The sequence below is a fragment of the Thiomonas sp. OC7 genome, assembly GCF_900634595.1.
In the GTDB taxonomy this organism is placed as follows: domain Bacteria; phylum Pseudomonadota; class Gammaproteobacteria; order Burkholderiales; family Burkholderiaceae_C; genus Thiomonas; species Thiomonas arsenitoxydans.
Map to the genome: position 1 here is coordinate 2,715,144 of NZ_LR131953.1, position 20,921 is coordinate 2,736,064.

Here is a 20,921-nt window from a genome sequence, read left to right on the forward strand (position 1 = left end):
GCCCGGTTGAGCCAGACTGCCCCGACATCATGAGTATCAAATCAGATCAGTGGATCCGCCGCATGGCGCAAAACACGGCGATGATCGAGCCGTTCGAGCCCGCGCAGGTGCGCGAGGTCGATGGACACCGCATCATCAGCTATGGCACGTCGAGCTACGGCTACGACATCCGTTGCGCCAACGAATTCAAGATCTTCACCAACATCAACAGCACCATCGTCGATCCGAAGAATTTCGACGAAAAGTCCTTTGTCGATTTTCGTGGCGACGTGTGCATCATCCCGCCCAACAGCTTCGCGCTGGCGCGCACGATGGAGTACTTCCGCATTCCGCGCAATGTGCTCACCATCTGCCTGGGCAAGAGCACCTATGCCCGCTGCGGCATCATCGTCAACGTCACACCGTTCGAGCCCGAGTGGGAAGGTTATGTGACGCTGGAGTTCTCCAACACCACGCCGCTGCCTGCCAAGATTTACGCGGGTGAGGGCTGCGCACAGGTGCTGTTCTTCGAGAGCGATGAAGTGTGCGAAGTCAGCTACAAGGATCGCGGCGGCAAGTACCAAGGGCAGCACGGCGTGACCTTGCCGCGCGCCTGAGCGCTTCGTCTGATCGCTTCGTTTTATGCGTCGCCGAGTGCGGCTTGCCAGCGCGCCACTTGCGCGCGCACTTGGTTCGGTGCCGTGCCGCCCAGATGATCGCGCGCGGCGAGTGAGCCCTGCAGCTTGAGCGCTTCGGGCGCGTCTTCTCCGATGAGGGGCGAGAAACTGCGCAGATCGTTCAGGCTGATGTCCTCCAGGCCGATGCCGCGCTCCACTGCAAATCGCACGGCTTTAGCCACCGCCTCGTGCGCGTCGCGGAAGGGCAGCCCCTTTTTCACCAGATAGTCGGCCAGATCGGTGGCGGTGGAGTAGCCCTGCAGCGCGGTGCGCTCCATCGCCTCGGCCTTGACGCGGATGCCGCCCACCATGTCGGTGAAAATGCGCAGGGTGTCGATCACCGTGTCGGCGGTGTCGAACAGCGGTTCCTTGTCTTCCTGGTTGTCCTTGTTGTAGGCCAGTGGCTGGCCCTTCATCAGCATCAGCAGGCTCATCAAATGGCCAGTGACCCGTCCGGTCTTGCCGCGGGCGAGCTCGGGCACGTCCGGGTTTTTTTTCTGCGGCATGATGCTCGATCCGGTGCAGAAGCGGTCGGCCAGATCGATGAAGCCGAAGGCCGGGCTCATCCACAGCACCAGCTCTTCGCTGAAGCGGCTGATATGCACCATGATCAGCGCGCAGGCAGCGTTGTACTCGATGGCGAAGTCGCGGTCGCTCACGGCGTCGAGCGAGTTCTGGCACACGTCGTCAAAGCCCAGCAGCTCGGCTACGCGCGGGCGGTTGATCGGGAAAGTGGTGCCGGCCAGCGCAGCAGCGCCCAAGGGGAGGTGATTCACGCGGGCACGGCAGTCGCGCAGGCGTTCGGCGTCGCGGCCGAACATTTCCACATAAGCCAGCAGATGGTGGCCAAAACTCACCGGCTGCGCCACCTGCAGATGCGTGAAGCCCGGCATGATGGTGTCGGCGTGCTGTGCGGCCAGTTGCACCAGCGCACGCTGCAGCGCACGGAGTTGAGCGATGCTCTGGTCGATGCTGTCGCGCAGCCATAGGCGGATGTCGGTGGCCACCTGATCGTTGCGGCTGCGACCGGTGTGCAGGCGCTTTCCAGCGTCGCCCGCAAGCTGGGTCAGGCGGGCTTCGATGTTGAGATGGACGTCTTCGAGTTCGAGCTTCCACTCGAACGCGCCAGAGTCGATTTCGGTACGGATCTGCTCCATGCCGCGCTCGATGGCGGCGAGGTCGTCCGCGCTGAGAATGCCTTGTTCGGCCAGCATGGTGGCGTGCGCCAGCGATCCGTCGATGTCGAACAGCGCCAGCCGCTGGTCGAAATCCACCGAGGCGGTGTAGCGCTGCACCAGAGCACTGACCGGCTCGGAAAAACGCGCGGACCAGGCTTGCTGCTTGTGTTCGAATTGATCGTGCATGGATTGGCCTCGCAAAGCGAGCGTTGTGACGCCATGGGCGCCTGGGTCGAAACCGCCAATTTTAGAGAAGCCTTCAGGATCAAGCTGCTTGATGCCCCAGATGACTGCTGAACCGACCCCTTCCACCGAAACCGCAGTGCGCCTCGACATCTGCGGCGCTGGCAGTCTGGTGCGCGCGCTGGTGGCGCTCAATCTGCTTTTGGCGCTGCTCGTGTTGCTACAGTGGCCGCAAGGGGAAGGCCGTATCGGCGCCTTGTTGCTGCTCTCGTGGGTGGAGCCCGCCGCGCTGCTCTGGCTGGCGCTGATGTGCATGACCCAGCGGCTTTGGCGGCTGCGGGGTGCCGCCGCGGTACTGGTCGTGGCCATGGCCCTGGGCGCCTTTTCGGCGCTGGGTTTGAATCTGCTGGTGCAGCCCTTGTTCGACGCGCTTGCGCCGCGCGCTGCGCAGCAGCCCTGGCAGGCGGCGTTGGCGGGGGCGGCGCTGGCGCTGGTCTTCGTGCACTATCTGCAACTGCGCGCACGGGCCTTCACGCCGATCGACATGCAGGCGCGGTTGAGCGAACTGCAGTCGCGCATCCGCCCGCACTTTCTGTTCAACACCCTCAACGCCGCCAGCGCCCTGGTGCGCGAGCAGCCCGAGCGCGCCGAGACCGTGCTCGACGATCTGGCCGAATTGTTCCGCGCCAGCGTGGGCAAGCCGGGCACGCTGGTCACGCTGGAGCAGGAAATGGATCTGGCGCGGCGCTACCTCGACATCGAGTCGGTGCGTTTCGGCGAGCGCATGCGAGTGCAATGGCAGGTCGACGACACCCTGTTGCAAATCCGCATTCCGGCGCTGACCCTGCAGCCGCTGGTGGAGAACGCGGTGCGGCATGGCGTCGAGCGCAGCAGCCGCAGGGTGCAGATCGACATCGATGTGGCCCGGCGGCTGGGGCAGATCGAAGTCACCGTGCGCAACGACTTGCCCGCGCTGAGCGACACGCCCCCGCCGCGCCGTCATGGCACCGGCACGGCGCTGCGCAACATTCGCCAGCGCCTGCATCTGCTGTACGACATTGCGGCCGAGGTCGATCAGGGTGAAGTCGTCGAGGACGGCCTGGCCCGCTGGCGGGCGCGGTTACGCTTACCGCTATGAACGTGCTCATCGTTGACGACGAACCGCTGGCCCGCAGCCGCCTGCGCCGCCTGCTCGCCGAGCTGCCCGAAACCGCGCAAGCCATAGTGGACGAAGCGGCCGACGCGGCCGAGGCCTGGGTGCTGCTTCGTGCGCAGCGCTTTGACGTGATGCTGCTCGATATCCAGATGCCGGGGCAGACGGGCATGGAACTGGCCCGGCGGCTGACGGGCGATCCCGGCCTGCATCATCCCGCCATCGTGTTCGTGACCGCCCACGAGCAGCATGCGCTCGATGCCTTCGGCGTGTCGGCCGTTGACTACCTCACCAAGCCGGTGCGGCGCGAGCGCCTGGCTCAGGCGATGGGCAAGGCCGTGCTGTGGCTGCGTGCCCAGGGGGCGGAGCAGCAGGCGCCGGCAGCGGTGGAAACCGTGTACCTGACGGTGCAGCATCATGGCGCGCTCAAGCGCGTGCCGCTGGCCGACATTCTGTATTGCCGCGCCGAGGCTAAATACACCACCCTGCGTACCGCCGAGCAGCAGTATCTGGTGGACCTTTCATTGACCGATCTGGAGCAGCGCTACGCCGAGCATCTCGTTCGCATTCACCGCAGCGCGCTGGTTGCGGCGCCCGCGATTCGCAGCCTGGAGCGGCCGATGACTCCGCCGGAGGGCATCGCGCCAGAACCCGAGGCCGGAAGTACAGAGACCGACAACGCCACCTGGACTTTGCATCTGCACGGCGTGCCCGACACCCTGCCCGTCAGCCGACGGCGCGTGGCCGCGGTGCAAGCGCTGTTGACTGCATCCAGGCCTGCCGCAGCGCGTCAGCCCCCCAAGTAGGCGAGAAACGCGTGGGGCCGCCCGGCGGCGTGTTTGTCAGGCGAAATTTCAGGCAAAACGTAGGCTCAGCCGACAAGTAACGCCACCGCGCCCAGCAACAGGCAGTAAATGCCGAACGGGCGCAGCGCCTTCATTTCGTGGTCGGTGAACCAGCGCATCAAAAACCAGGTGGACAGCCAGGCGAACACCCCGGCCAGCACCCCGGCCGCGGCAATCGTGCCCAGCAGTTCATGCGGCACGCCGGCGTGCATCAGCTTGGGCACTTCGAGCACGCCCGCCGCGGCGATGATGGGCGTGGCGAGCAAAAACGAAAACCGCGCCGAGTCGGCATAGTTCAAGCCCAGGCCCAGACCGGCGACCAGCGTGGCCCCGGAGCGCGAAAACCCCGGAATCAGGGCCAGCGCCTGCGCCAGGCCAATGAGGAAGGCGCGCAGCCAGCCCAGTTCCGGCAGGGCGATCAGCCCGCGCCGGTGCTTGAGCGCATCGCCGCCCAGCAGCAGTAGGCCGTTGAACATCAGCGCGATCGCCGCGAAGGTGAAGCCGCCGAACAGCGCCTTGATCTTGTGCGCCAGCAGCAGGCCGAGCAGCCCGGCCGGAATGGTGCCCGCCACGATCAGCCAGAGCAGACGGGCGTCGGGGTTGGACGCCTTGCCGCCAGCGCGCAGCCAGCCACCGATCAGCCGCGCCCAATCGCGCCAGAAGTAGATCAGCAGCGCGGTGGCCGTGCCCAGATGCAGCACCACGATGAAGGGCAGAAACCAGTCTGCCGTGCGGTCGATGGGCCAATGAAACAGGGCCGGAATCAGAATGCTGTGCCCCAGGCTGGAAATGGGAAACAGCTCGGTCACGCCTTGAAGGGCGGCGATGGCCAGAAGGTAGAGGTGCATGGTGTGGTGAGGGGTTGTGGTTTTGTGGCGCAGATTCTGACAGAGGCAAACTTAGATTCGTCTGAGCGCCCCCAGGGTCGGCTCGCCGACCCGCCCCCCGCGGGGGTCAAGGAAACTTGGGGCGGCCCGGCGTTTCCTTGAGAGGCCGCTGTTTTTGTTGCGCTTTTTTACGCTTGCGGTGTCACGCCGCGGTCATTTGCAATCTTTACAGTACCCCCTCTTTTAAGGGGGTGGAATGAGCAACTTGACCTTGGCTGATGTGTTGCGAAAAACCTCGGCCGGCCGCCGCGAGCAACAGCAGCGCAGTCAGGCACTGAGTGCAAGGCAGCGGCATGTGCTGATTCTGTGCGACGGCCAGCGCGCCATCGGCGAGTTGTGCGCCTTGATGGGGCAAGAGGTACAGCAACTCGCGCGGGAACTGCTCGCCGCTGGCTATGTCGAGCGCGTGGGGCTTGCGAATGCGCCGGAGCCCGTGGAGGCGCCGCTGAAGCGGACCTCGAATGCATCCGTTCAGGCTTCTTCGGCATCCGAGCCGAGCCCATCCAGCGTGGCGGCGTCGCAACTGGCGCAAGCCGTAGCGCCGCCGCCCCGGCGCTCCATAGCCTTGTCGCGCATGTATATGTTCGACATGCTGGAGCGACTGCTCGGCGCTCAGAGCGGGCCGGCACGGGCGCACCTGCGCGCCGCCGACCAGCCGGAGGCCGTGCTGGCCGCGCTGCAGGAATGTCTCGTACTCATCGCCGAAATCGCCGGATCAGTGCAGGCGGACAAGGTTAGGCAGCAACTGTGCGACATGCTGCCCGAAGACTATCGGCAAGGCTTTGCCGGTCAGGAGCTGGTTACATCTTGATTCAAAGGCATGGAGTCTGCGTTTTGTCAATTCAGGAACGCGTTAAGTCTTGACTGCGACAAAATGACGCGATGAGGCGTGCTGCCTCCCTATAATGGGGCGCTTGTTTGATGGCTCTCAAGACTCTCGCGCCTGCAATGATGAAAAAAGTCCTCTTTCTCGCTTCCCTGATGCTTGCGGCGTCCGCCCACGCGCAGAACGTCGTTGGCAATGCCGCAGAAGGCGCCAAGCTCGTGGCCAGCTGCCAGGGCTGCCACAACATGGGGGGCGGCTATCGCTCCTCCTTTCCTGAAATTTTTGCCGTGCCCATGATCAACGGGCAAAACGCGCAATACATCGTCGATGCGCTGAAGGAATATAAAAACGGCAACCGCCGTTTCCCGACCATGCGCGCCATCGCCGCGTCGCTGACCGACCAGCAAATGGCTGACATTGCCGCCTACTACGCTACGGCCAAAGGCCAGCCCATCAAATAACAAGCGCGGAGATCCTCGATGAAAAAAATTGTTCTGCTGGCAGCGACTGCCTTGGCCCTGGCCCAAATGTTCCAACTGGCCAACGCCGCCGACATCAAAAAGGGTGAAGAACTGGTGAACAAAGGCGGCTGCATTGCCTGCCACGGCGCCGGTCTCGACAAGCCCATCGCCCCCAACTATCCCAAACTGGCGGGTCAATACCAGAGCTATCTGTTCCACGCCCTGCAGCAATACCAGGCCAAGCACCAGACCCCGCTATATGGCCGCAACAACGCCATCATGAGCGGCATGGTGGCGCAGTACAACACGCAGGATCTGCAGGATATCGCGGCCTATATCGCCAGCCTGAAGGGCGATCTCTACATTCGCGACGAAATGCACTGATCGTCTGCGAAATCATCATGGCACCCACAAAAAAGCCCGGTCTAACCGGGCTTTTTTGTTGAGCACATTGCGGTCAGGACGCCAGCTCGGCGATGATGCGGTAAAGCAGACGCACGGTAAGGATCACGTACACCGCGCCAAACAGGAAAATCAGCGAGACGATGATGCGGATGGAATCTGCGGGCAGGGTGCTGAAAAAGGGCGAGACGAGATAGCCCGCGGTAAACAGCCCGATCAACAGGGTCAGGCCCTTCCACGCTTTGCCCACCTGCCCGCCGGGAATCTTGCTGCGCAGCAGCAAAACATCCACCAGGCCGTAGATCATGATGGCAATGCCGATGGCATTGATGAAAAAAGCGGTGTCGATCTGCATGTCTCTCTCCAGGTTTGCGGGCGGTGCCGGTCATACCCCCGGTATGGCTTTGCGGTGCAAAACGCGACATTGCGCCCTTTGTTTGATTCTTTACATTGTTCTGGATTGACCTGCGGGCGCCGCTCAGGGTCAACCCCATGCGCTGTGATCGCGGCGCCAAAAAACGTGAAAAAAGTCGCAGAAATCGTGTTGTGCATGGCGCAGACAGGCCGGTCTCATTCGGACTCGGACTGAGTTTCTGCGGTTTTTGCTGCCGCGGCGTCGGCAAGATCGCGGGCGAAGCACAGGTCGCGCCAGACGCGGGCCTTGTCGGCCGGGTTGCGCAGCAGATAGGCCGGGTGGTAGCTCACGATGACGGGAATACCGGCGAACTCGTGCACCTGCCCGCGCAACTGACTGATGGGCGCTTGGCTGCCGAGCAGGCTGTGCGCCGCGAACCGGCCCAGAGCGAGAATGAGCTGCGGCTGCAGCAGAGCCACTTGGCGCTCGAGCCAGGGTGCACATTGGCCCACTTCTTCGGGCTCGGGGTTGCGGTTGCCCGGCGGACGGCACTTGAGCACATTGGCGATGTAAACCGCGCGCTCGGGGTCGTCGGCGCTGCGGTCCAGGCCGATGGCCTGCAGCATGGCGTCGAGCAATTGCCCCGCGGCGCCGACAAAGGGCTGGCCTTGGCGGTCTTCTTCGGCACCGGGCGCCTCGCCGATGATCATCCAGCGGGCTTGCGTGGAGCCGCTGCCGAACACGGCTTGGTGTCGGCTGCTGCCGAGTTTGCAGGCGCGGCAGGCCTGAGCGCCGGCTTGCAGTTCGTCCCAGTCCATGCGGGCGATGGCCTCAACCCGCGCGGCATCCGCGATGGGGATGGAGGATGCAGGTCGTGGCGGCGGGATGGGGCGGTTGGGCTTGGGCGGTTGCGCGACCGGCTTTGCAGCGGCGGGCGTTGCAATGCCTTCGGCTGCGGCTTCGACAGCGGGCTGAGCTTGCTGCTCGCGCAGAACTTCGCGCCGCACGAACAGCGGCCCCAGGCCGAGCGCCTGCGTCCACTGCAGGATTTGCGGCGTGAGGCGAGGGCTGGTCTCAGTCATGCGGACGGGGCGCGGTCAGGCTGGACGCAGGCCGCGGCGTTGCAGCAGATCGTCCACCTGCGCGGACATCACCAGGGCGTCTTCCCGGCTGGCGCGGCCTTGTGTATCGACCGAGGGGTAATAGTCGCGTCGGCGGGCGATGGGGTAGAAGCCGTAGCGCTCGTAAATGCGTACGGCGTGGGTATTGCTCGGACGCACTTCCAGCCAGAGCAGGTAGGCGCCATCGGCCCGGCTGAGCAAAACCACGGCATCGAGCATCAGCAGGCTCAAACCCTGGCCCTGCACCGCGGGATCGACCGAGATGTTGAGCAGATGCATTTCTTCCACGCCGGGCATGGCCACGAAATAGCCGCGCACGGTGTCGGTCTCGTCGGTGAGCACCTGCGCGTGATATTGCGCGGTGAGGGAGTCGGCGAAGTTGCCCCGGCTCCAGGGAAAGTCGTACACCGTGTTTTCGATCTGCGCCACGGCGTCGAGGTCGGCGGGGGTCATCGGCCGCAGGGCGTGCGCCGACTGACCAGCCGGGGCAATGGCGCCAGACGAGTCGTGCGGACGCAGCCGGGCGTTCATAAGGCAGCGCGGGCCAGTTCGCGCTCCGCCGTGGTCAAGGCCACTTTGTCGCGTACATAAATAGGTTGCGCCAGCGCCGCAGACACGGTCAGTCCGGCGGCGTGTTGCTGCAGCGACAGCCGGGCCACGGCGGCGGCCGACGGCGTGCAGGCCACGGCGCGCAGCACCGCGCGGTTCAGGGCGAACAGGCGCGGGTTGTCGCTGGCGTGCGAGGCGAAGGCGGCGGAAAGGGCGTCTGCATGCTCGCTCCAGGCGTTGCCGCAGGCCAGCAAGCGGGGCAGCACACCGGTCTCCAGATGTTCGGGTAGATCGGCCAGCACCTCGGCCCAGGCCAGCACCGCGTGCTCGGGCCGTTGCACGGTCGGCCGGTGCAGACTTTGCCAGCCCGATGTCTGGGCGCGAAACAGCTCCCAATACAACTCGCCCATGCGCGCGTCGTTCGCCACGAGCACCACCGTGCCCGGCTCGGCTTGCACCGGATCGGGCAACACCGTGCCGTCGCTGTGCAGCAGCGCAAAGGCGGTTTCCGCCTGCGCCATGAGCGTGTCGACGCGCGCCACCGGAAGGTGCAGGGCATAGGCCAGACCCTGCGCCGCCGACGCGGCCGTGCGCAGCCCGGTGAAAGCGCCCGGTCCGGCGCCCATGCCGATCAGGTCGAGATCGGCGAATTGCAGTCCGGCCGTGCGCAGCAACTCGGCGCACAAAGGCAGCAGCCGCTGCGAGGCGCGCGGGCCGCCGGCTTCGTCGAAGCTGCGGCAGTGGCCGTCCACGCTGAGCGCAACGCTCAGGGCTTCGGTGCTGGTATCGAGGGCAAGAACACGCATGGAGCAAGAATTATCGGTGAATTGCAGGCGCCGACTTGCAGGAATAATGTGCGGCATGAATGCGAACCTGACTTCTCCTGCGATGCACTCCGTTTCCCTGCCCATCACCGCCTTCATCGGCGGCGGCAATATGAGCAGCGCCCTGATCGGCGGGCTGCTGACCTCGGGGGCGCAACCCGCCAGCCTGCGCGTGGTCGAGCCCTTCGCCGAACAGCGCGCGCGGTTGCAGCAACGCTTTCCCGGTGTGCAGATTCTGGAAGCGCCCAACGCCGCGTTGCGCGAAGCGCAGGCCGTGGTCTGGGCGGTGAAGCCGCAGCAGTTCGCGCAGGCCGCGGCCGACTGCCGAGCGCATCTGGGCGACGCGCTGCATGTCAGCATCATGGCCGGGGTGCGCTGCCGTGCCATCGAGCGGCAGACCGGCGCGCAGCGCATGGTGCGCACCATGCCCAACACCCCGGCGCTCATCGGTCAGGGCATCACCGGACTGTTCGCCAGCGCGCAGGCCAGCGAGGCCGATCGCGCCCTGGCCGATGCCCTGCTGGCCCCGGCGGGTCGGCGGGTGTGGGTGCAGCGTGAAGACCTGCTCGATGCGGTCACCGCGGTGTCTGGCTCGGGCCCGGCGTATGCGTTTTACCTGGCCGAAGCCATGACGCGCGCTGGCGAAGAACTCGGTTTGAGCGGCGCGCAGGCGCGCGAGTTGGCACTGGCCACGCTGGCCGGGGCAGCCGCGTTGGCGCAGGGCAGCAGCGAGCCCTTGGCCACCTTGCGTGCCAACGTCACCAGCAAAGGCGGCACCACCGCAGCGGCGCTGGGCGTGTTCGATGCGGCCGATATGCAGACCACGATCATCCGCGCCTTGCACGCGGCCGATCAGCGCGCCAAGGAACTGGGCGACGCGCTGGAGGCGGGTTGAGCGAGATGCCAGACGGCTTCAACCCAGCCGCCTGAGTTCACTCAGGCTGCGGATGCGCGCGGCGACGAAATCCGGCCGTCCGTGCAGACCGGTGCGTTCCATGGGCAGATCGCGCCTTGCTCGCGCGGCGCGGCGGGCGTAGCGCACCATCCAAGCGCCGCGCAGGCCGATGCGGCGGGCGGCTTGCAAATGCCCGGGCGTGTCTTCGACCAGCACGCATTGCGCGGGCCTGAGTCGGTGGCGGGCGAGCACATGGCGCAGCATGCGCGCGTCCGGCTTGGGGCGCAGTTTGTGGAACATCCACATGTCTTCCACCGCGATCAGGCCGTCGACCAGCGGCCAGAGTTTGAGTGTTTTCAGCACGCGGCGGGCATAGTTGCGCGGGGCATTGGTGAGCACCAGTTTGCGACCCGGCAGACGCGCCAGCGCGGCGCGCTCGCTGCCGTCGCAGCGCAGCATGCGAGGCAGGTGGGGAAAGTCGTGCGTCTCGCGCAGAAATTGCGCGGCGTCCACGCCATGCTCGTGCATCAGGCCCAGCAGCGTGGCGCCGTAGCGTTGCCAGAAATGGGCGCGAATGCGGTTGGCTTCCGCTCGCCCCACGCCCAGATGCCGTTCGATGAAGGCCGTCATCTGCGCATTCATCAGCGGAAACACGCGCCACGAGGCGTCGTGCAGGGTGTTGTCAAGATCGAGCAGCCAGACGGTCTGTGGGCGGTTCTGCGGGGATGAAAACGGCATGAAGGTATCGGCCATAAAAAACCGCCGTAGTGGCGCGGCGGTATGCATTGGAACCGATCCGAAGGGACCGTTGGCTCCGGTCAGGCCTTGGTCCAGCCGTCGACCTGTGCCTGATGGGCGCTGATCCACTGAGCGGTTACTTCGGGTATGCTCTTGCCGTCGTCGAGTTCGGCCATCATGGCCTGTATGTCGTCCAGCGGCATCTTATAGTCGCGCAGGAACTGCACCACGCGGGGAGCTCTCTTTTCCAGCTTGGGGTTGATGACGGCGTCGATATGGCCGCTCACGCCGTAGATGTGCTTCGGGTCTTCCAGCGTCTTGAGCGGGAATTGCGCCCAGATGCCCAGCGGTTTCCAGGCGGTGACCACGATCCAGTCCTTGCGCTCCACCGCTCGCTTGAGCTGAGCCTCCATGGCCGCGGTCGAGCTGGTCAGCAGTTCCATGTGTTTGAGGTCATAGGCCTTGATTGCCTTCTGGGTGTTGATCATGATGCCCGCTCCGGCCTCGATACCTATGATGCGGTTCTTGAACTTGGCGTGATGCGCTTCGAGTTCGGCGATGGTATTGATGGGCACATACTTCGGCACGGCCAGGCCCAGCCAGGTGCCTTCGGTGATGGCGCCGAGATCGACCACGTCTTTTTTGTACTTGTCCCAATACACCTGATGGGTGGTGGGCAACCAGGCGGTGAGCATGGCGTCGGCACGGCCTGAGGCCACTGCGGCCCACATCGGCCCGGCATCGGTCGAAGTCAGATGAGTAGGGTAGCCCAGCTTTTCCTGAATGATGCGCGCCGCGATGTGGGTGTTGATGTTGCTGTCCGGCCAAGAGGCGACATAGGTCATGCTGATCGGTGCCTTGTCGGCGGCGAAAGCGGGCATGCCAGTGACGGCCGTGGCGGCCGCCACGGCGCCGAGTGAGAGGAATTGACGTCGTTGCATTAGTGTTTCTCCTTGTTGAGACGACCCAGGGACTGGGTCAGGCGATCGAGAATGATCGCCAGAATCACCACGCACAGGCCGCCGACAAAACCTTTGCCGACGTCGAGTTGCGTGATGCCTTCGAGCACCACATTGCCCAGGCCGCCCGCGCCGATCATCGCGGAGATGACCACCATCGAAAGGCCTAGCATGATGCTTTGATTGACCCCGGCCATGATGGACGGGAGAGCCGAGGGAATCTGGACCTTGGTGAGCAGTTGCCACCAGGTGGCGCCGAAAGACTGCGTGGCTTCGACCAGTTCGTGCGGAACCTGCCGGATGCCCAGCGTGGTCAGGCGGATGAGGGGCGGCAACGCGAAGATGGTGGTGGAGATCACCCCGGGCACCAGTCCCAGACCGAAGAAGATGACGGCAGGCACCAGGTATACGAAGGCCGGCATGGTCTGCATGATGTCGAGCACGGGCCGCAGCGTCTTTTCAAGCAGCCGACTTTTAGCGCTCAGAATGCCGGTGGGCACGCCGATCAGAATGACCAGCACTTCGGCGGCCAGCACCAGCGCCAGGGTCTTGATCAGATCGTCCCAGTAGCTGAGGTTCCACACCAGACCCAGACCCAGAACGCTGAAAATCGCCAGAGACCAGCCGCCCGGACGTTTCCATCCCATGGCCGCCAGAGCGAGTACGGCCACCAGCGCGATGAAGACCGGCACGGGTATCCAGGCCAGGCCGGTCTGCAGTCCGGAGATGAGAAAGTGAACGGCGTGGGTGATGGAGTCGAAGGCGGCCGCGTAACGGTCGGTCAGTTTGTTGACGCCGTTGCTGACCCAGTCGCCAATGGGAATCGGGTGTCCAAATGTCATTGAGGGTTCTCCTTGAAAGTGCCGCTCAGGGCAAAGCTGCGCCTGTGGGCTCGGCACTGATCGGTCAACAGCCACACCAGGGAAGATTGAGCCGAAGTCACTGAACCGAAGCACTGAATCGAGATCAGCCCATCAAGCTCTCGGGTTGGCGGGCCAGCCATTGCGCGGCGATCTGCTCCGCCGACTGGCCGTTGGAGAGCTGCAGCAGCATGCTGGCCAACTCGACCTGCTGCAGGCGGAAGGTACGCAACCAGTCGACGACCTGCGGCGCGCGGCGCTGCAGTTGCGGGTTGATCACCGTGTCCATATGGCCCACGCCGCCGAACACGCCCTCGGGATCGTCGAGGAAATGCAATTTGAAATCGGCCCAGATCCACAGCGGCTGCCAGCCGGTGACGACGATCCAGTCCTTGCGGGCAATGGCGCGCTTGAGCTGGACGGTCATCGCCGAAGTCGAACTGCTGACAAGTTCCATCGGCGCGAGGTGGTAAGTCTTGATGGCCTTGTTGGCCATCATGTTGACGACCGAGCCGGATTCGACGCCGTAAATCTTGTCGTGAAACTGCGCGTGATGCGACTGCAACTGCGCAATGGTCTTGACCGGCACATAGTCGGGCACGGTCAGGCCAAGACGGGTGCCTTGGTAGTAGGCGCCCAGATGCACCAGCTTGTTGCGCAGCTTGTGGTAGTACACCTCACTGGTGCCGGGCAACCAGACGGTGAGGGTGAGGTCGGTGCGCCCGCTGGCCACGGCCTCCCACATCGGCCCCGGTTCGCTGGAAACCAGCTCGACCGGAATGCCAAGGCGCTTGCGCACATAGGCGGCGACCAGATTGGAGGGGATATTGCTGCTCGGCCACGCCTTCACGTAGCCCAGGCGGATGGGGGTGGGTGCGGCCTGCGCCACGGCCCAGGGCAGCAGCAAACTGCCCGCGGCAAGCTGGGTAGCACGGCGACGTGACAGGTTGGGCTGCGGCGTGGCCGAAGTGTCAGGTTTGCGAGGCATGGTCGATCTCCTGGGTGTCGAAAGCGGATGCAACGGAACCGATGACTGGTTGCGCTGTTCCTGCGGCGGAGTCTGCTGCAGGGGCGGCGGCATTCTCCGTGTTCTGATCGCTCTGGGCCAATGCCGCGATAAGGCTGCTCTTGTCCACCACGCCGATCACGCGGTTGCGCGCATCGACAATGCACAGCGGAGAGCCTTCGGTGTTGACGCGCTGGATCAGATCGGCCAGTTTGGCGTCGGGCGTCGCAGTGGGCAGCGGGCGAACCTGCGCCAGGCTGATGCGCTCGGCGTCGCGCTGGGCGGTGACATGGGCCAGTTCGATGAAGCCCTTGAGGTTGCGCGCGCTGTCGATCACGATGAGCCCGCTGAATCCGCTGCGTTCCATTTTGCGCAACACGGTGCGCGCCGAATCGCGGATGTTCGCCGCCACGCGCAACGGCTGCATGATCTGCTCGGCGGTAAGCACCTTGGTGCGGTCGGCCCCTTCGACGAAGGCCGAAACGTAGTCGTCTGCCGGCGCAGACAGGATTTGCTGCGGCGTCCCGATCTGGATCAGGCGGCCGTCCCGAAGGATGGCAATGCGCGTGCCAATCTTGATGGCTTCGTCCAGATCGTGCGACACGAACACAATCGTCTTGCCCAGGCGCTCCTGAATTTCGAGCAAATCATCCTGAAGCTGGCTGCGGATCAAGGGATCGAGCGCGCTGAACGCCTCGTCCATCAGCAAAATCTCCGGGTCGGCCGCCAGCGCGCGCGCCAGGCCGACGCGCTGTTGCATGCCCCCGGACAACTCGGAGGCGTAACGGCTTTCGTAGTTTTTCAGGCCGACGGTCTCGATGACCTGCATGGCGCGCTCCTGGCGCTGCGTCTTGGACATGCCCTGAATTTCGAGGCCGAATTCCACATTGCCCAGCACCGTGCGGTGCGGCAGCAAGGCGAAGCTTTGGAACACCATGCCGAACTTCTGGCGCCGCAGCGCGCGCAGGGCCTTGGCGTTCATCGCGGTGGCATCTTCGCCATCGACCAAAATTCTGCCGACCGTAGGGTCTTGCAGTCGATTGATGAGCCGAAGCAGGGTGGATTTGCCGCTTCCCGATAAGCCCATTATCACAAAAATTTCACCGGGATAGATATCCAGGCTGACATCGTGAACACCCACAACCACCCCCGTTTCCGCCTGGACTTTGGATTTTCCAAGACCATTTTTTAGAAGCTCGATGGCCTTATTGGGGTGTTTGCCAAATATTTTGCTGACGGATTGAATGCTTATTTTCGGGTGGGTTTGTGGATTATCTGTCATCGTTATAATGAATTCCTATAAAAGAATCAATATTTTATATTATTATTCAGAAATAATCAATAAATCATCATCCAAATAATGGGTCATGACCAGGACAATTTACTAAAATGCCCGCGATGCCAGGAAGATGTGCCTAAAGCGATAAATTTACTCACTGTTCAGCGGCAAAAAACAAAAAAAGCCGCAAAGAATGCGGCTTTTTCGGGGCGGTGGAGATTCTCGGTAGGCTGATCCTGCGCCGGTTCTTGTCCGGCAGTCGGGGAGGAGGCAGGGTCAGTGCGAGCGGATCATGGTGCCGAAGGCCTGTTCGGTCAGCACTTCGAGCAGGATGGCGTGCGGAATGCGGCCATCGACGATGTGCACCGAGTTGACGCCGGATTTGGCGGCTTCCAGTGCGGACGAGATTTTGGGCAGCATGCCGCCGGAAATGGTGCCGTCGGCGAACATGTCGTCGATTTCATGCGCGGTGAGATCGGTGAGCAGTTCGCCCTTCTTGTTCATCACCCCGGGAATATTGGTGAGCAGCAGCAGCTTTTCGGCGCGCAGCACTTCGGCCAGCTTGCCCGCCACCACGTCGGCGTTGATGTTGAACGAGGCGTTGTCCTCGCCGAAGCCGATGGGCGAGATGACCGGAATGAACTGATCGTCCTGCAGCGCCTTGACCACCGAAGGGTCGATGGCCGCCACTTCGCCCACCTGGCCGACGTCGATCTCGGCTTCAGGATTCTCGCGGTCGCGCATGCGCAGTTTGCGCGCGCGGATCAAGCCGCCGTCTCGCCCGGTCAGTCCCACCGCCTTGCCGCCGGCGTGGTTGATCAGGCCGACGATGTCTTGCTGCACCTGGCCGGCCAGCACCCATTCCACCACTTCCATGGTTTCGTCGTCGGTCACGCGCATGCCTTGCACGAAGGTACCCTTCTTGCCCACGCGGCTCAAAGCCTCGTCGATCTGCGGGCCGCCGCCATGCACCACCACCGGGTTCATGCCCACCAGCTTGAGCAGTACCACGTCCTCGGCAAAGTCTTGCTGCAGGGCCGGGTCGGTCATGGCGTTGCCGCCGTATTTGATGACCAGAGTTTTGCCGTGAAATTTACGGATATAGGGCAGGGCCTGGGCGAGGATTTCGGCTTTTTCGCGGGGGGCGATATGCGACAGATCGGGGAAGTCGGTGGACGTGTCGGCGGTCATGGCGAACCTTGGTCGTGAAGGGAGGGGGCGGAGGCGATGTTGCGGTGCGCAATTCTAGGGATTCATCGCCGGGCATGTCGCTTTGAACTCACCCTACACTTCATGCCCCATGCGCAATCCGCTTCTCACCCTCTACCGCACACTCAGACACCGCCCGCGTTTGAGCGCAGCCATTGCGCTGGGCGTGGTGCTGTGGGCGGTGCTCAGTGCCACTTTGCCGCACACTATTGCGTTGCTCTGGGCGTTCGATGCCAGTGCGCTGCTGTTTCTTGTCAGCACCGCCTGGATGATGGCGCACGCCACGACCGAAACGCTCAAGCGCCGCACCGAGCTGGAGGCCGAAGGACGCTGGACGGTGCTGCTGTTCAGCCTGGTGCTGTCGGGCGCGGTGTTCGCTGCGCTGTCGGTGGAGTTGCATGCAGTGCGCGGTCACCCCGGCGCGCTGGCGCTGGCCGGAAGCAGCATCGTGCTGTCCTGGCTGTTTTTTTCGGTGATCTTCGCCCTGCAATACGCCCATAGCGACTACACCGCGCGCACGGCGGGCACGCCTGCGCTGATGTTCCCCAACAGTCAGGTGCCCGATTATTGGGACTATCTCTATTTTTCCGTGGTGCTGAGCATGACCTTTCAGACCTCGGACGTGAACATCGCCGGGCGGCATGTGCGCCATCTGGTGTTGCTGCACAGCGTGGCGGCGTTCTTTTTCAATGTGGTGATTCTGGCGCTGACGGTCAATGCCCTGGCCGGCGCTTTCTAAATCGTGAAGGACTTTGACATGACGACCCTTGGCACCCCGCTTTCCCCTTCGGCCACCCGCGTGATGCTGCTCGGCGCGGGCGAACTGGGCAAGGAAGTGCTCATCGCGCTGCAGCGCCTGGGCGTGGAAACCATCGCGGTGGACCGCTACGACCACGCGCCGGGGCAGCAGGTGGCGCACCATGCCCGCACGATTCAAATGACCGATCCCGAGGCCTTGCGCGCCCTCATCCTGCAGGAAAAGCCGCATCTGGTGGTGCCGGAAATCGAGGCCATCGCCACGCCAGTGCTCGAAGAGCTGGAGGCTGCCGGTGTGGTGACCGTCATTCCCACAGCCCGCGCGGCGCGGCTGACCATGAACCGCGAAGGCATCCGCCGACTGGCCGCCGAAGAGCTGGGTCTGGCTACCTCGCCCTATGCCTTCGCCGATTCGCTGGAGCAACTGCAGGCCGCGATCGATGGCGGCATCGGCTATCCCTGCGTGGTCAAGCCGGTGATGAGTTCCTCGGGCAAGGGGCAGAGCAAGCTCGACGGCCCGGCCGACGTGCGCCCCGCCTGGGAGGCGGCGATGTCGGGCGGGCGCGTGGCGCAGAGCCGTGTGATCGTCGAGGGCTTCATCGATTTCGATTATGAAATCACCCAGCTCACCGTGCGCAGCATGGGCGCCGACGGCGCCGTGCGCACCGACTTCTGCGAACCTATCGGCCATGTGCAAGTGGCTGGCGACTATGTGGAAAGCTGGCAGCCGCACCCCATGAACCCGGTGGCGCTGGAGCGCAGCCGCGACATGGCGCGGCGCATCACCGAAGCGCTGGGCGGGCGCGGCATTTTTGGCGTGGAACTGTTCGTCAAGGGCGAGCAGGTGTGGTTCAGCGAGGTCAGCCCGCGCCCGCACGACACCGGGCTGGTCACCCTCATCACCCAGTGGCAGAGCGAGTTCGAGCTGCACGCCCGGGCCATACTCGGCCTGCCGGTGGACCCGTCGCTCAAGACCGCGGGCGCCAGCGCGGTGATCTACGGGGCAGTCGAGGCGCGCGGCGTGCGCTTCGAAGGCGTGGAAGCGGCGCTGGCCATACCCGGAACGGATCTGCGACTGTTCGGCAAACCCGAGAGTTTTGTGAAACGCCGCATGGGCGTGGCGCTGGCCCGCGCCGAATCGACCGACGCCGCGCGCGCCAATGCCAAGCGCGCCGCGCAGCAGGTGCGGGTGGTGGCGTCAAGCTGAGAGCGTTATAGCGGCAAGGTGGAGTGCATCGAGCTGTCGAAACCGCCCGAGCGCGAGTCGGCGTTTCGGTCGGCATCTCGGCCCGCTTGGCGCGACGCCGATTCCGCCGCCACGGGCGGAATGTTCACCAGCACCAGATTCCAGAACTGGTGCCGCACCACGCGGCTGTGCGCCTTGAGCTGCGCGGCCTGCGCCGGCTCGATCGGCGCCCTGGTCGCCAGCTGCTCGCGTAGCCGGGTGTGAAAGATGTGCAGCTCGCGAATCAGGCGCAGGAACGCGGGCCGATCTTCATACATCGCCTGATGGGTCTGGCACCAAAGACCCAGCTCGCTTTGCAGCGCGGCGTTCGGCTTGAGAAACTGCTGACGCTCACTCTCGCTCAGGGTGTCTTGCTGCGCGCGCAGCGCCACGGCGTTGTGCCACACCAGGGCCTGAATGGCATCGGCCGAGATGGCCGGCTGGTGGCGTAGCGAGGCCGTCCAGGGGATGAGTTGGGGCCAGTTGGCCAGCCAGACTTCGAAGTTGGACAGCGACAGCGGCGGCGAAATGGCGTAGCCCTGAAAGCGCCTACAGCCCATGGACGACAGCGCCAGCGCATGCTGCGCCGAGCCCACGCCTTCGCCGATCACTTCCAGCCCCATGAGCTCGGCGATGCGCAGCAGGCCGTAGGAAATGCTCAGGCCCGCGCCGCTGGTGAACAGGTCATGGGTGAAGCTGCGGTCGATCTTGACCGAGGTGATTTCGAGTTGCTGCAGGTGGATCAGGCTGGCGCTGCCAGTGCCGAAGTCGTCGAGGATGACCTGCACGCCCAGCTGGCGGCATTGCGCGACCATGAAGCGCGCCATCGCGCCGTCGAGCTCGGAGCCGTGCTCGGTCAGTTCCAGCGCCAGCAACCCGGGCGGGCACTGCGGGTGTTGGGCCAGCACGCTGCGCAGGTCGGAAAGAAATTGCGGATCGAGAAAATGCCGCGGGCTGATGTTGACGCTGATCTGCAGCGCGCGCCCCGCACCGAACCAGGCGTCGGCCTGGCGCATGGCCGCGGCCAGCACGAAACGGCCCACCGCCACGGCCAGGGTGTCGTCGTCGAGCACGGCCTCGAACGTCGCCGCACGGTGCAAGCCCGCCGCGTCGCGCAGCCGCAGCAGGGCTTCGGCGCCGTCGATCTGCACCTGCGGTTCCGCCCCTTTGGTGGTTGATGCCGCCTGCAGAGACAGAATGGGCTGATACTGCAGTTCCAGCCGGTTGTCGCGCAGCGCCGACTGAACCCATTGCAGCTTGCGGTGCCGCTCCTGCATGGCGTCTTCCATCTGCTGATCGAAGATGCGGTATTGCTGTCGGCCGTTTTTCTTCGCCGCATACATGGCCATGTCGGCCCGCCGCACCAGGGTTTGCGCGTCGACGGGCGCGTCGGGCTGCTGTACCACCAGACCGAGCGACAGCCCGATCTGCAGGCTGTTGCCCTGAATGATGAACGGCGCTTCGATGCAGTTCACCAGCCGTTTGGCGATGTAGCTGAGCTGCTGTTCGGTGCTGTAGCCGGGCAGCAGCACCACGAATTCATCGCCGCCGAAACGGGCCAGCAGATCGCCCTCGCGCAGCACACCGCGCAGCCGTTGTCCCACGGCGACTAGCAACTGATCGCCGATGATGTGGCCCAGCCGGTCGTTGACGGATTTGAAGCGGTCGAGATCCATCAGTCCGATGGTCAGCGTCTGGTTCGGGCGGCGCTGCATCAGCTCGTTGAGGTGATCGAGAAAGATGCGGCGATTGGCCAGCCCGGTCAGCTCGTCGCGCAGGGCGAAGCGGCGCAGCGCCTTGAACGCCTTGGTCAGCCGCAGGTTGTCCTTGATGAGCGCGCGGCTGAAGCCTTCGACGGTCATCATGAGCGTGGCGCCGAAGGCGAGCACGGTCAGCACGGCAGCCCATGCCAGTGCGCGCTGCTGCCCGTCCGCCGTGGGCAACTGAATTCGGCCAGGACTGAGCCCTATCGCCACCGCGCTGAGCGCCGCAAGCAGCAGCAGGCTGGCGGTAATCTGAAGCCGACGCACATGCAGCGCGGCGATTGGAATCAGCGCAAACAGCGGCAGCACGAACAGCGCCCCCACTGACGGCAACAAGGCGAAGAACAGGAACTGCAGCCCGGCGTTGAGCAGCAGGAACAGCGTGACCGGAAAATCATCCGTGCTGTTCTGCGTCCGGGGGAAGTAGAGCAGCCAGTTGAGCAGGAGCAGATTGACCGTCACCCCGAGCAGGCCGTAGGCGACGGCAGCCAGCCAGGGCAGCAGCCCCGCCGCGGCATAGGCGAGCAACAGCACCGCGTAGAGCACATAACCTGCGAGAGTGCGGTTCAGCAGGGCGGTGGACGGTGCGGGGCGGTTGTCTGGGTTTTGATCAGGGGCGCGCTGCGTCATGTTCAGTCTGGGCCGCGGCACGCTGCAGGCGGGCACCCCGCGAGTGGCGGAGGCCGGACATGCTGCGCACGAGCGAAAGCGTCTTGTTGTGATGGAGTGTTCATGCGGCGCAGAGGCAATGCAAGCGGCAAGGCTTGCAGCGCCCGCTCATTTCACCAAAA

General features: G+C 64.2%; 22 protein-coding genes. 9 read left to right on the forward strand and 13 right to left on the reverse strand.

The features are described 5' to 3' along the window. Positions 1-29 precede the first annotated feature (29 nt). A complete protein-coding gene (gene dcd, locus BIO17B3_RS13035; protein ID WP_013122281.1) occupies positions 30-596 on the forward strand; it encodes a dCTP deaminase in 567 nt (188 codons plus the stop codon). A gap of 23 nt (positions 597-619) precedes the next feature. On the opposite strand, the gene argH is transcribed toward dcd, so the two are convergent. Continuing rightward, positions 620-2,020, reverse strand: a complete 1,401-nt coding sequence (gene argH / locus BIO17B3_RS13040; protein ID WP_156054346.1) for an argininosuccinate lyase — start codon at positions 2,018-2,020, stop codon at positions 620-622. Positions 2,021-2,120: 100 nt separating this feature from the next. On the opposite strand from argH, the gene BIO17B3_RS13045 reads away from it, so the two are divergent. Beyond that, positions 2,121-3,155: a sensor histidine kinase gene (locus tag BIO17B3_RS13045; protein WP_232054287.1), complete on the forward strand. Its 1,035-nt coding sequence runs from the start codon at positions 2,121-2,123 to the stop codon at positions 3,153-3,155. Beyond that, positions 3,152-3,976 carry a LytTR family DNA-binding domain-containing protein gene (locus BIO17B3_RS13050; RefSeq protein ID WP_156054347.1) on the forward strand — a complete coding sequence of 275 codons (825 nt, stop codon included), beginning with the start codon at positions 3,152-3,154 and terminating at the stop codon, positions 3,974-3,976. The genes BIO17B3_RS13045 and BIO17B3_RS13050 overlap by 4 nt, the downstream gene beginning before the upstream one ends. A 65-nt stretch (positions 3,977-4,041) precedes the next feature. On the opposite strand, the gene BIO17B3_RS13055 is transcribed toward BIO17B3_RS13050, so the two are convergent. Next, positions 4,042-4,863, reverse strand: coding sequence for an undecaprenyl-diphosphate phosphatase (locus BIO17B3_RS13055; protein WP_156054348.1), 822 nt, complete (start codon positions 4,861-4,863; stop codon positions 4,042-4,044). Between the two features lie 235 nt (positions 4,864-5,098). Here BIO17B3_RS13055 and BIO17B3_RS13060 point away from each other — a divergent pair, with 235 nt between their 5' ends. The 3 genes from BIO17B3_RS13060 (at position 5,099) to BIO17B3_RS13070 (ending at position 6,573) form a co-directional block, all read left to right on the forward strand. Then, positions 5,099-5,713, forward strand: coding sequence for a hypothetical protein (locus tag BIO17B3_RS13060; RefSeq protein ID WP_156054349.1), 615 nt, complete (start codon positions 5,099-5,101; stop codon positions 5,711-5,713). A gap of 110 nt (positions 5,714-5,823) precedes the next feature. Further along, positions 5,824-6,189 (forward strand): c-type cytochrome, encoded by a 366-nt coding sequence (locus BIO17B3_RS13065; RefSeq protein WP_013122287.1) that lies wholly within the window; start codon positions 5,824-5,826, stop codon positions 6,187-6,189. A gap of 18 nt (positions 6,190-6,207) precedes the next feature. Next, entirely contained in the window at positions 6,208-6,573 is a 366-nt protein-coding gene (locus BIO17B3_RS13070; RefSeq protein ID WP_156054350.1) for a c-type cytochrome, read from the forward strand. 73 nt (positions 6,574-6,646) lie between these two features. Here BIO17B3_RS13070 and BIO17B3_RS13075 read toward each other — a convergent pair whose 3' ends face one another. The 4 genes from BIO17B3_RS13075 to tsaB form a co-directional block, all read right to left on the reverse strand. Continuing rightward, the gene (locus BIO17B3_RS13075) at positions 6,647-6,946 is read right to left on the reverse strand and encodes a hypothetical protein (RefSeq protein ID WP_013122289.1); all 300 of its coding nucleotides are present in this window, start codon (positions 6,944-6,946) and stop codon (positions 6,647-6,649) included. A gap of 215 nt (positions 6,947-7,161) precedes the next feature. Beyond that, positions 7,162-8,028, reverse strand: a complete 867-nt coding sequence (locus tag BIO17B3_RS13080) for a uracil-DNA glycosylase (RefSeq protein ID WP_156054351.1) — start codon at positions 8,026-8,028, stop codon at positions 7,162-7,164. A 15-nt stretch (positions 8,029-8,043) separates the two neighbouring features. After that, positions 8,044-8,598 (reverse strand): ribosomal protein S18-alanine N-acetyltransferase, encoded by a 555-nt coding sequence (rimI, locus tag BIO17B3_RS13085; protein WP_156054352.1) that lies wholly within the window; start codon positions 8,596-8,598, stop codon positions 8,044-8,046. Next, positions 8,595-9,422 (reverse strand): tRNA (adenosine(37)-N6)-threonylcarbamoyltransferase complex dimerization subunit type 1 TsaB, encoded by an 828-nt coding sequence (gene tsaB / locus BIO17B3_RS13090; protein WP_156054353.1) that lies wholly within the window; start codon positions 9,420-9,422, stop codon positions 8,595-8,597. Before tsaB ends, rimI begins: the two co-directional genes overlap by 4 nt. A 55-nt stretch (positions 9,423-9,477) precedes the next feature. Between tsaB and proC the strand changes: the two genes are divergently transcribed. Further along, positions 9,478-10,335 (forward strand): pyrroline-5-carboxylate reductase, encoded by an 858-nt coding sequence (proC, locus tag BIO17B3_RS13095; protein ID WP_156054354.1) that lies wholly within the window; start codon positions 9,478-9,480, stop codon positions 10,333-10,335. Between the two features lie 18 nt (positions 10,336-10,353). On the opposite strand, the gene BIO17B3_RS13100 is transcribed toward proC, so the two are convergent. From BIO17B3_RS13100 to argB, 6 genes are all read right to left on the reverse strand, one after another. Further along, on the reverse strand, positions 10,354-11,073 hold the full coding sequence (locus BIO17B3_RS13100) for an HAD-IA family hydrolase (protein ID WP_232054288.1): 720 nt from the start codon (positions 11,071-11,073) through the stop codon (positions 10,354-10,356). Between the two features lie 80 nt (positions 11,074-11,153). Next, positions 11,154-12,014 carry a glycine betaine ABC transporter substrate-binding protein gene (locus BIO17B3_RS13105; protein WP_156054356.1) on the reverse strand — a complete coding sequence of 287 codons (861 nt, stop codon included), beginning with the start codon at positions 12,012-12,014 and terminating at the stop codon, positions 11,154-11,156. Then, entirely contained in the window at positions 12,014-12,874 is an 861-nt protein-coding gene (locus BIO17B3_RS13110; protein ID WP_156054357.1) for a proline/glycine betaine ABC transporter permease, read from the reverse strand. The genes BIO17B3_RS13105 and BIO17B3_RS13110 overlap by 1 nt, the downstream gene beginning before the upstream one ends. A gap of 124 nt (positions 12,875-12,998) precedes the next feature. Next, entirely contained in the window at positions 12,999-13,880 is an 882-nt protein-coding gene (locus BIO17B3_RS13115) for a glycine betaine ABC transporter substrate-binding protein (RefSeq protein WP_156054358.1), read from the reverse strand. After that, positions 13,864-15,180 (reverse strand): glycine betaine/L-proline ABC transporter ATP-binding protein, encoded by a 1,317-nt coding sequence (locus BIO17B3_RS13120; RefSeq protein ID WP_156054359.1) that lies wholly within the window; start codon positions 15,178-15,180, stop codon positions 13,864-13,866. The genes BIO17B3_RS13115 and BIO17B3_RS13120 overlap by 17 nt, the downstream gene beginning before the upstream one ends. 273 nt (positions 15,181-15,453) lie before the next feature. After that, positions 15,454-16,368 carry an acetylglutamate kinase gene (argB, locus tag BIO17B3_RS13125; RefSeq protein ID WP_013122296.1) on the reverse strand — a complete coding sequence of 305 codons (915 nt, stop codon included), beginning with the start codon at positions 16,366-16,368 and terminating at the stop codon, positions 15,454-15,456. Positions 16,369-16,477: 109 nt separating this feature from the next. Here argB and BIO17B3_RS13130 point away from each other — a divergent pair, with 109 nt between their 5' ends. After that, entirely contained in the window at positions 16,478-17,125 is a 648-nt protein-coding gene (locus BIO17B3_RS13130) for a DUF1345 domain-containing protein (protein ID WP_156054360.1), read from the forward strand. An 18-nt stretch (positions 17,126-17,143) separates the two neighbouring features. Beyond that, the gene (gene purT / locus BIO17B3_RS13135; RefSeq protein WP_156054361.1) at positions 17,144-18,349 is read left to right on the forward strand and encodes a formate-dependent phosphoribosylglycinamide formyltransferase; all 1,206 of its coding nucleotides are present in this window, start codon (positions 17,144-17,146) and stop codon (positions 18,347-18,349) included. A gap of 5 nt (positions 18,350-18,354) precedes the next feature. On the opposite strand, the gene BIO17B3_RS13140 is transcribed toward purT, so the two are convergent. Further along, entirely contained in the window at positions 18,355-20,760 is a 2,406-nt protein-coding gene (locus BIO17B3_RS13140; RefSeq protein ID WP_156054362.1) for a bifunctional diguanylate cyclase/phosphodiesterase, read from the reverse strand. Positions 20,761-20,921 lie beyond the last annotated feature (161 nt).

Excerpts from the sequence above, each read along its gene's own strand:
- dcd (WP_013122281.1), top strand. The coding sequence starts at position 30 with ATGAGTATCAAATCAGATCAGTGGATCCGCCGCATGGCGCAAAACACG.
- argH (WP_156054346.1), bottom strand. The coding sequence starts at position 2,020 with ATGCACGATCAATTCGAACACAAGCAGCAAGCCTGGTCCGCGCGTTTT.
- BIO17B3_RS13045 (WP_232054287.1), top strand. The coding sequence starts at position 2,121 with ATGACTGCTGAACCGACCCCTTCCACCGAAACCGCAGTGCGCCTCGAC.
- BIO17B3_RS13050 (WP_156054347.1), top strand. The coding sequence starts at position 3,152 with ATGAACGTGCTCATCGTTGACGACGAACCGCTGGCCCGCAGCCGCCTG.
- BIO17B3_RS13055 (WP_156054348.1), bottom strand. The coding sequence starts at position 4,863 with ATGCACCTCTACCTTCTGGCCATCGCCGCCCTTCAAGGCGTGACCGAG.
- BIO17B3_RS13060 (WP_156054349.1), top strand. The coding sequence starts at position 5,099 with ATGAGCAACTTGACCTTGGCTGATGTGTTGCGAAAAACCTCGGCCGGC.
- BIO17B3_RS13065 (WP_013122287.1), top strand. The coding sequence starts at position 5,824 with ATGGCTCTCAAGACTCTCGCGCCTGCAATGATGAAAAAAGTCCTCTTT.
- BIO17B3_RS13070 (WP_156054350.1), top strand. The coding sequence starts at position 6,208 with ATGAAAAAAATTGTTCTGCTGGCAGCGACTGCCTTGGCCCTGGCCCAA.
- BIO17B3_RS13075 (WP_013122289.1), bottom strand. The coding sequence starts at position 6,946 with ATGCAGATCGACACCGCTTTTTTCATCAATGCCATCGGCATTGCCATC.
- BIO17B3_RS13080 (WP_156054351.1), bottom strand. The coding sequence starts at position 8,028 with ATGACTGAGACCAGCCCTCGCCTCACGCCGCAAATCCTGCAGTGGACG.
- rimI (WP_156054352.1), bottom strand. The coding sequence starts at position 8,598 with ATGAACGCCCGGCTGCGTCCGCACGACTCGTCTGGCGCCATTGCCCCG.
- tsaB (WP_156054353.1), bottom strand. The coding sequence starts at position 9,422 with ATGCGTGTTCTTGCCCTCGATACCAGCACCGAAGCCCTGAGCGTTGCG.
- proC (WP_156054354.1), top strand. The coding sequence starts at position 9,478 with ATGAATGCGAACCTGACTTCTCCTGCGATGCACTCCGTTTCCCTGCCC.
- BIO17B3_RS13100 (WP_232054288.1), bottom strand. The coding sequence starts at position 11,073 with ATGCCGTTTTCATCCCCGCAGAACCGCCCACAGACCGTCTGGCTGCTC.
- BIO17B3_RS13105 (WP_156054356.1), bottom strand. The coding sequence starts at position 12,014 with ATGCAACGACGTCAATTCCTCTCACTCGGCGCCGTGGCGGCCGCCACG.
- BIO17B3_RS13110 (WP_156054357.1), bottom strand. The coding sequence starts at position 12,874 with ATGACATTTGGACACCCGATTCCCATTGGCGACTGGGTCAGCAACGGC.
- BIO17B3_RS13115 (WP_156054358.1), bottom strand. The coding sequence starts at position 13,880 with ATGCCTCGCAAACCTGACACTTCGGCCACGCCGCAGCCCAACCTGTCA.
- BIO17B3_RS13120 (WP_156054359.1), bottom strand. The coding sequence starts at position 15,180 with ATGACAGATAATCCACAAACCCACCCGAAAATAAGCATTCAATCCGTC.
- argB (WP_013122296.1), bottom strand. The coding sequence starts at position 16,368 with ATGACCGCCGACACGTCCACCGACTTCCCCGATCTGTCGCATATCGCC.
- BIO17B3_RS13130 (WP_156054360.1), top strand. The coding sequence starts at position 16,478 with ATGCGCAATCCGCTTCTCACCCTCTACCGCACACTCAGACACCGCCCG.
- purT (WP_156054361.1), top strand. The coding sequence starts at position 17,144 with ATGACGACCCTTGGCACCCCGCTTTCCCCTTCGGCCACCCGCGTGATG.
- BIO17B3_RS13140 (WP_156054362.1), bottom strand. The coding sequence starts at position 20,760 with ATGACGCAGCGCGCCCCTGATCAAAACCCAGACAACCGCCCCGCACCG.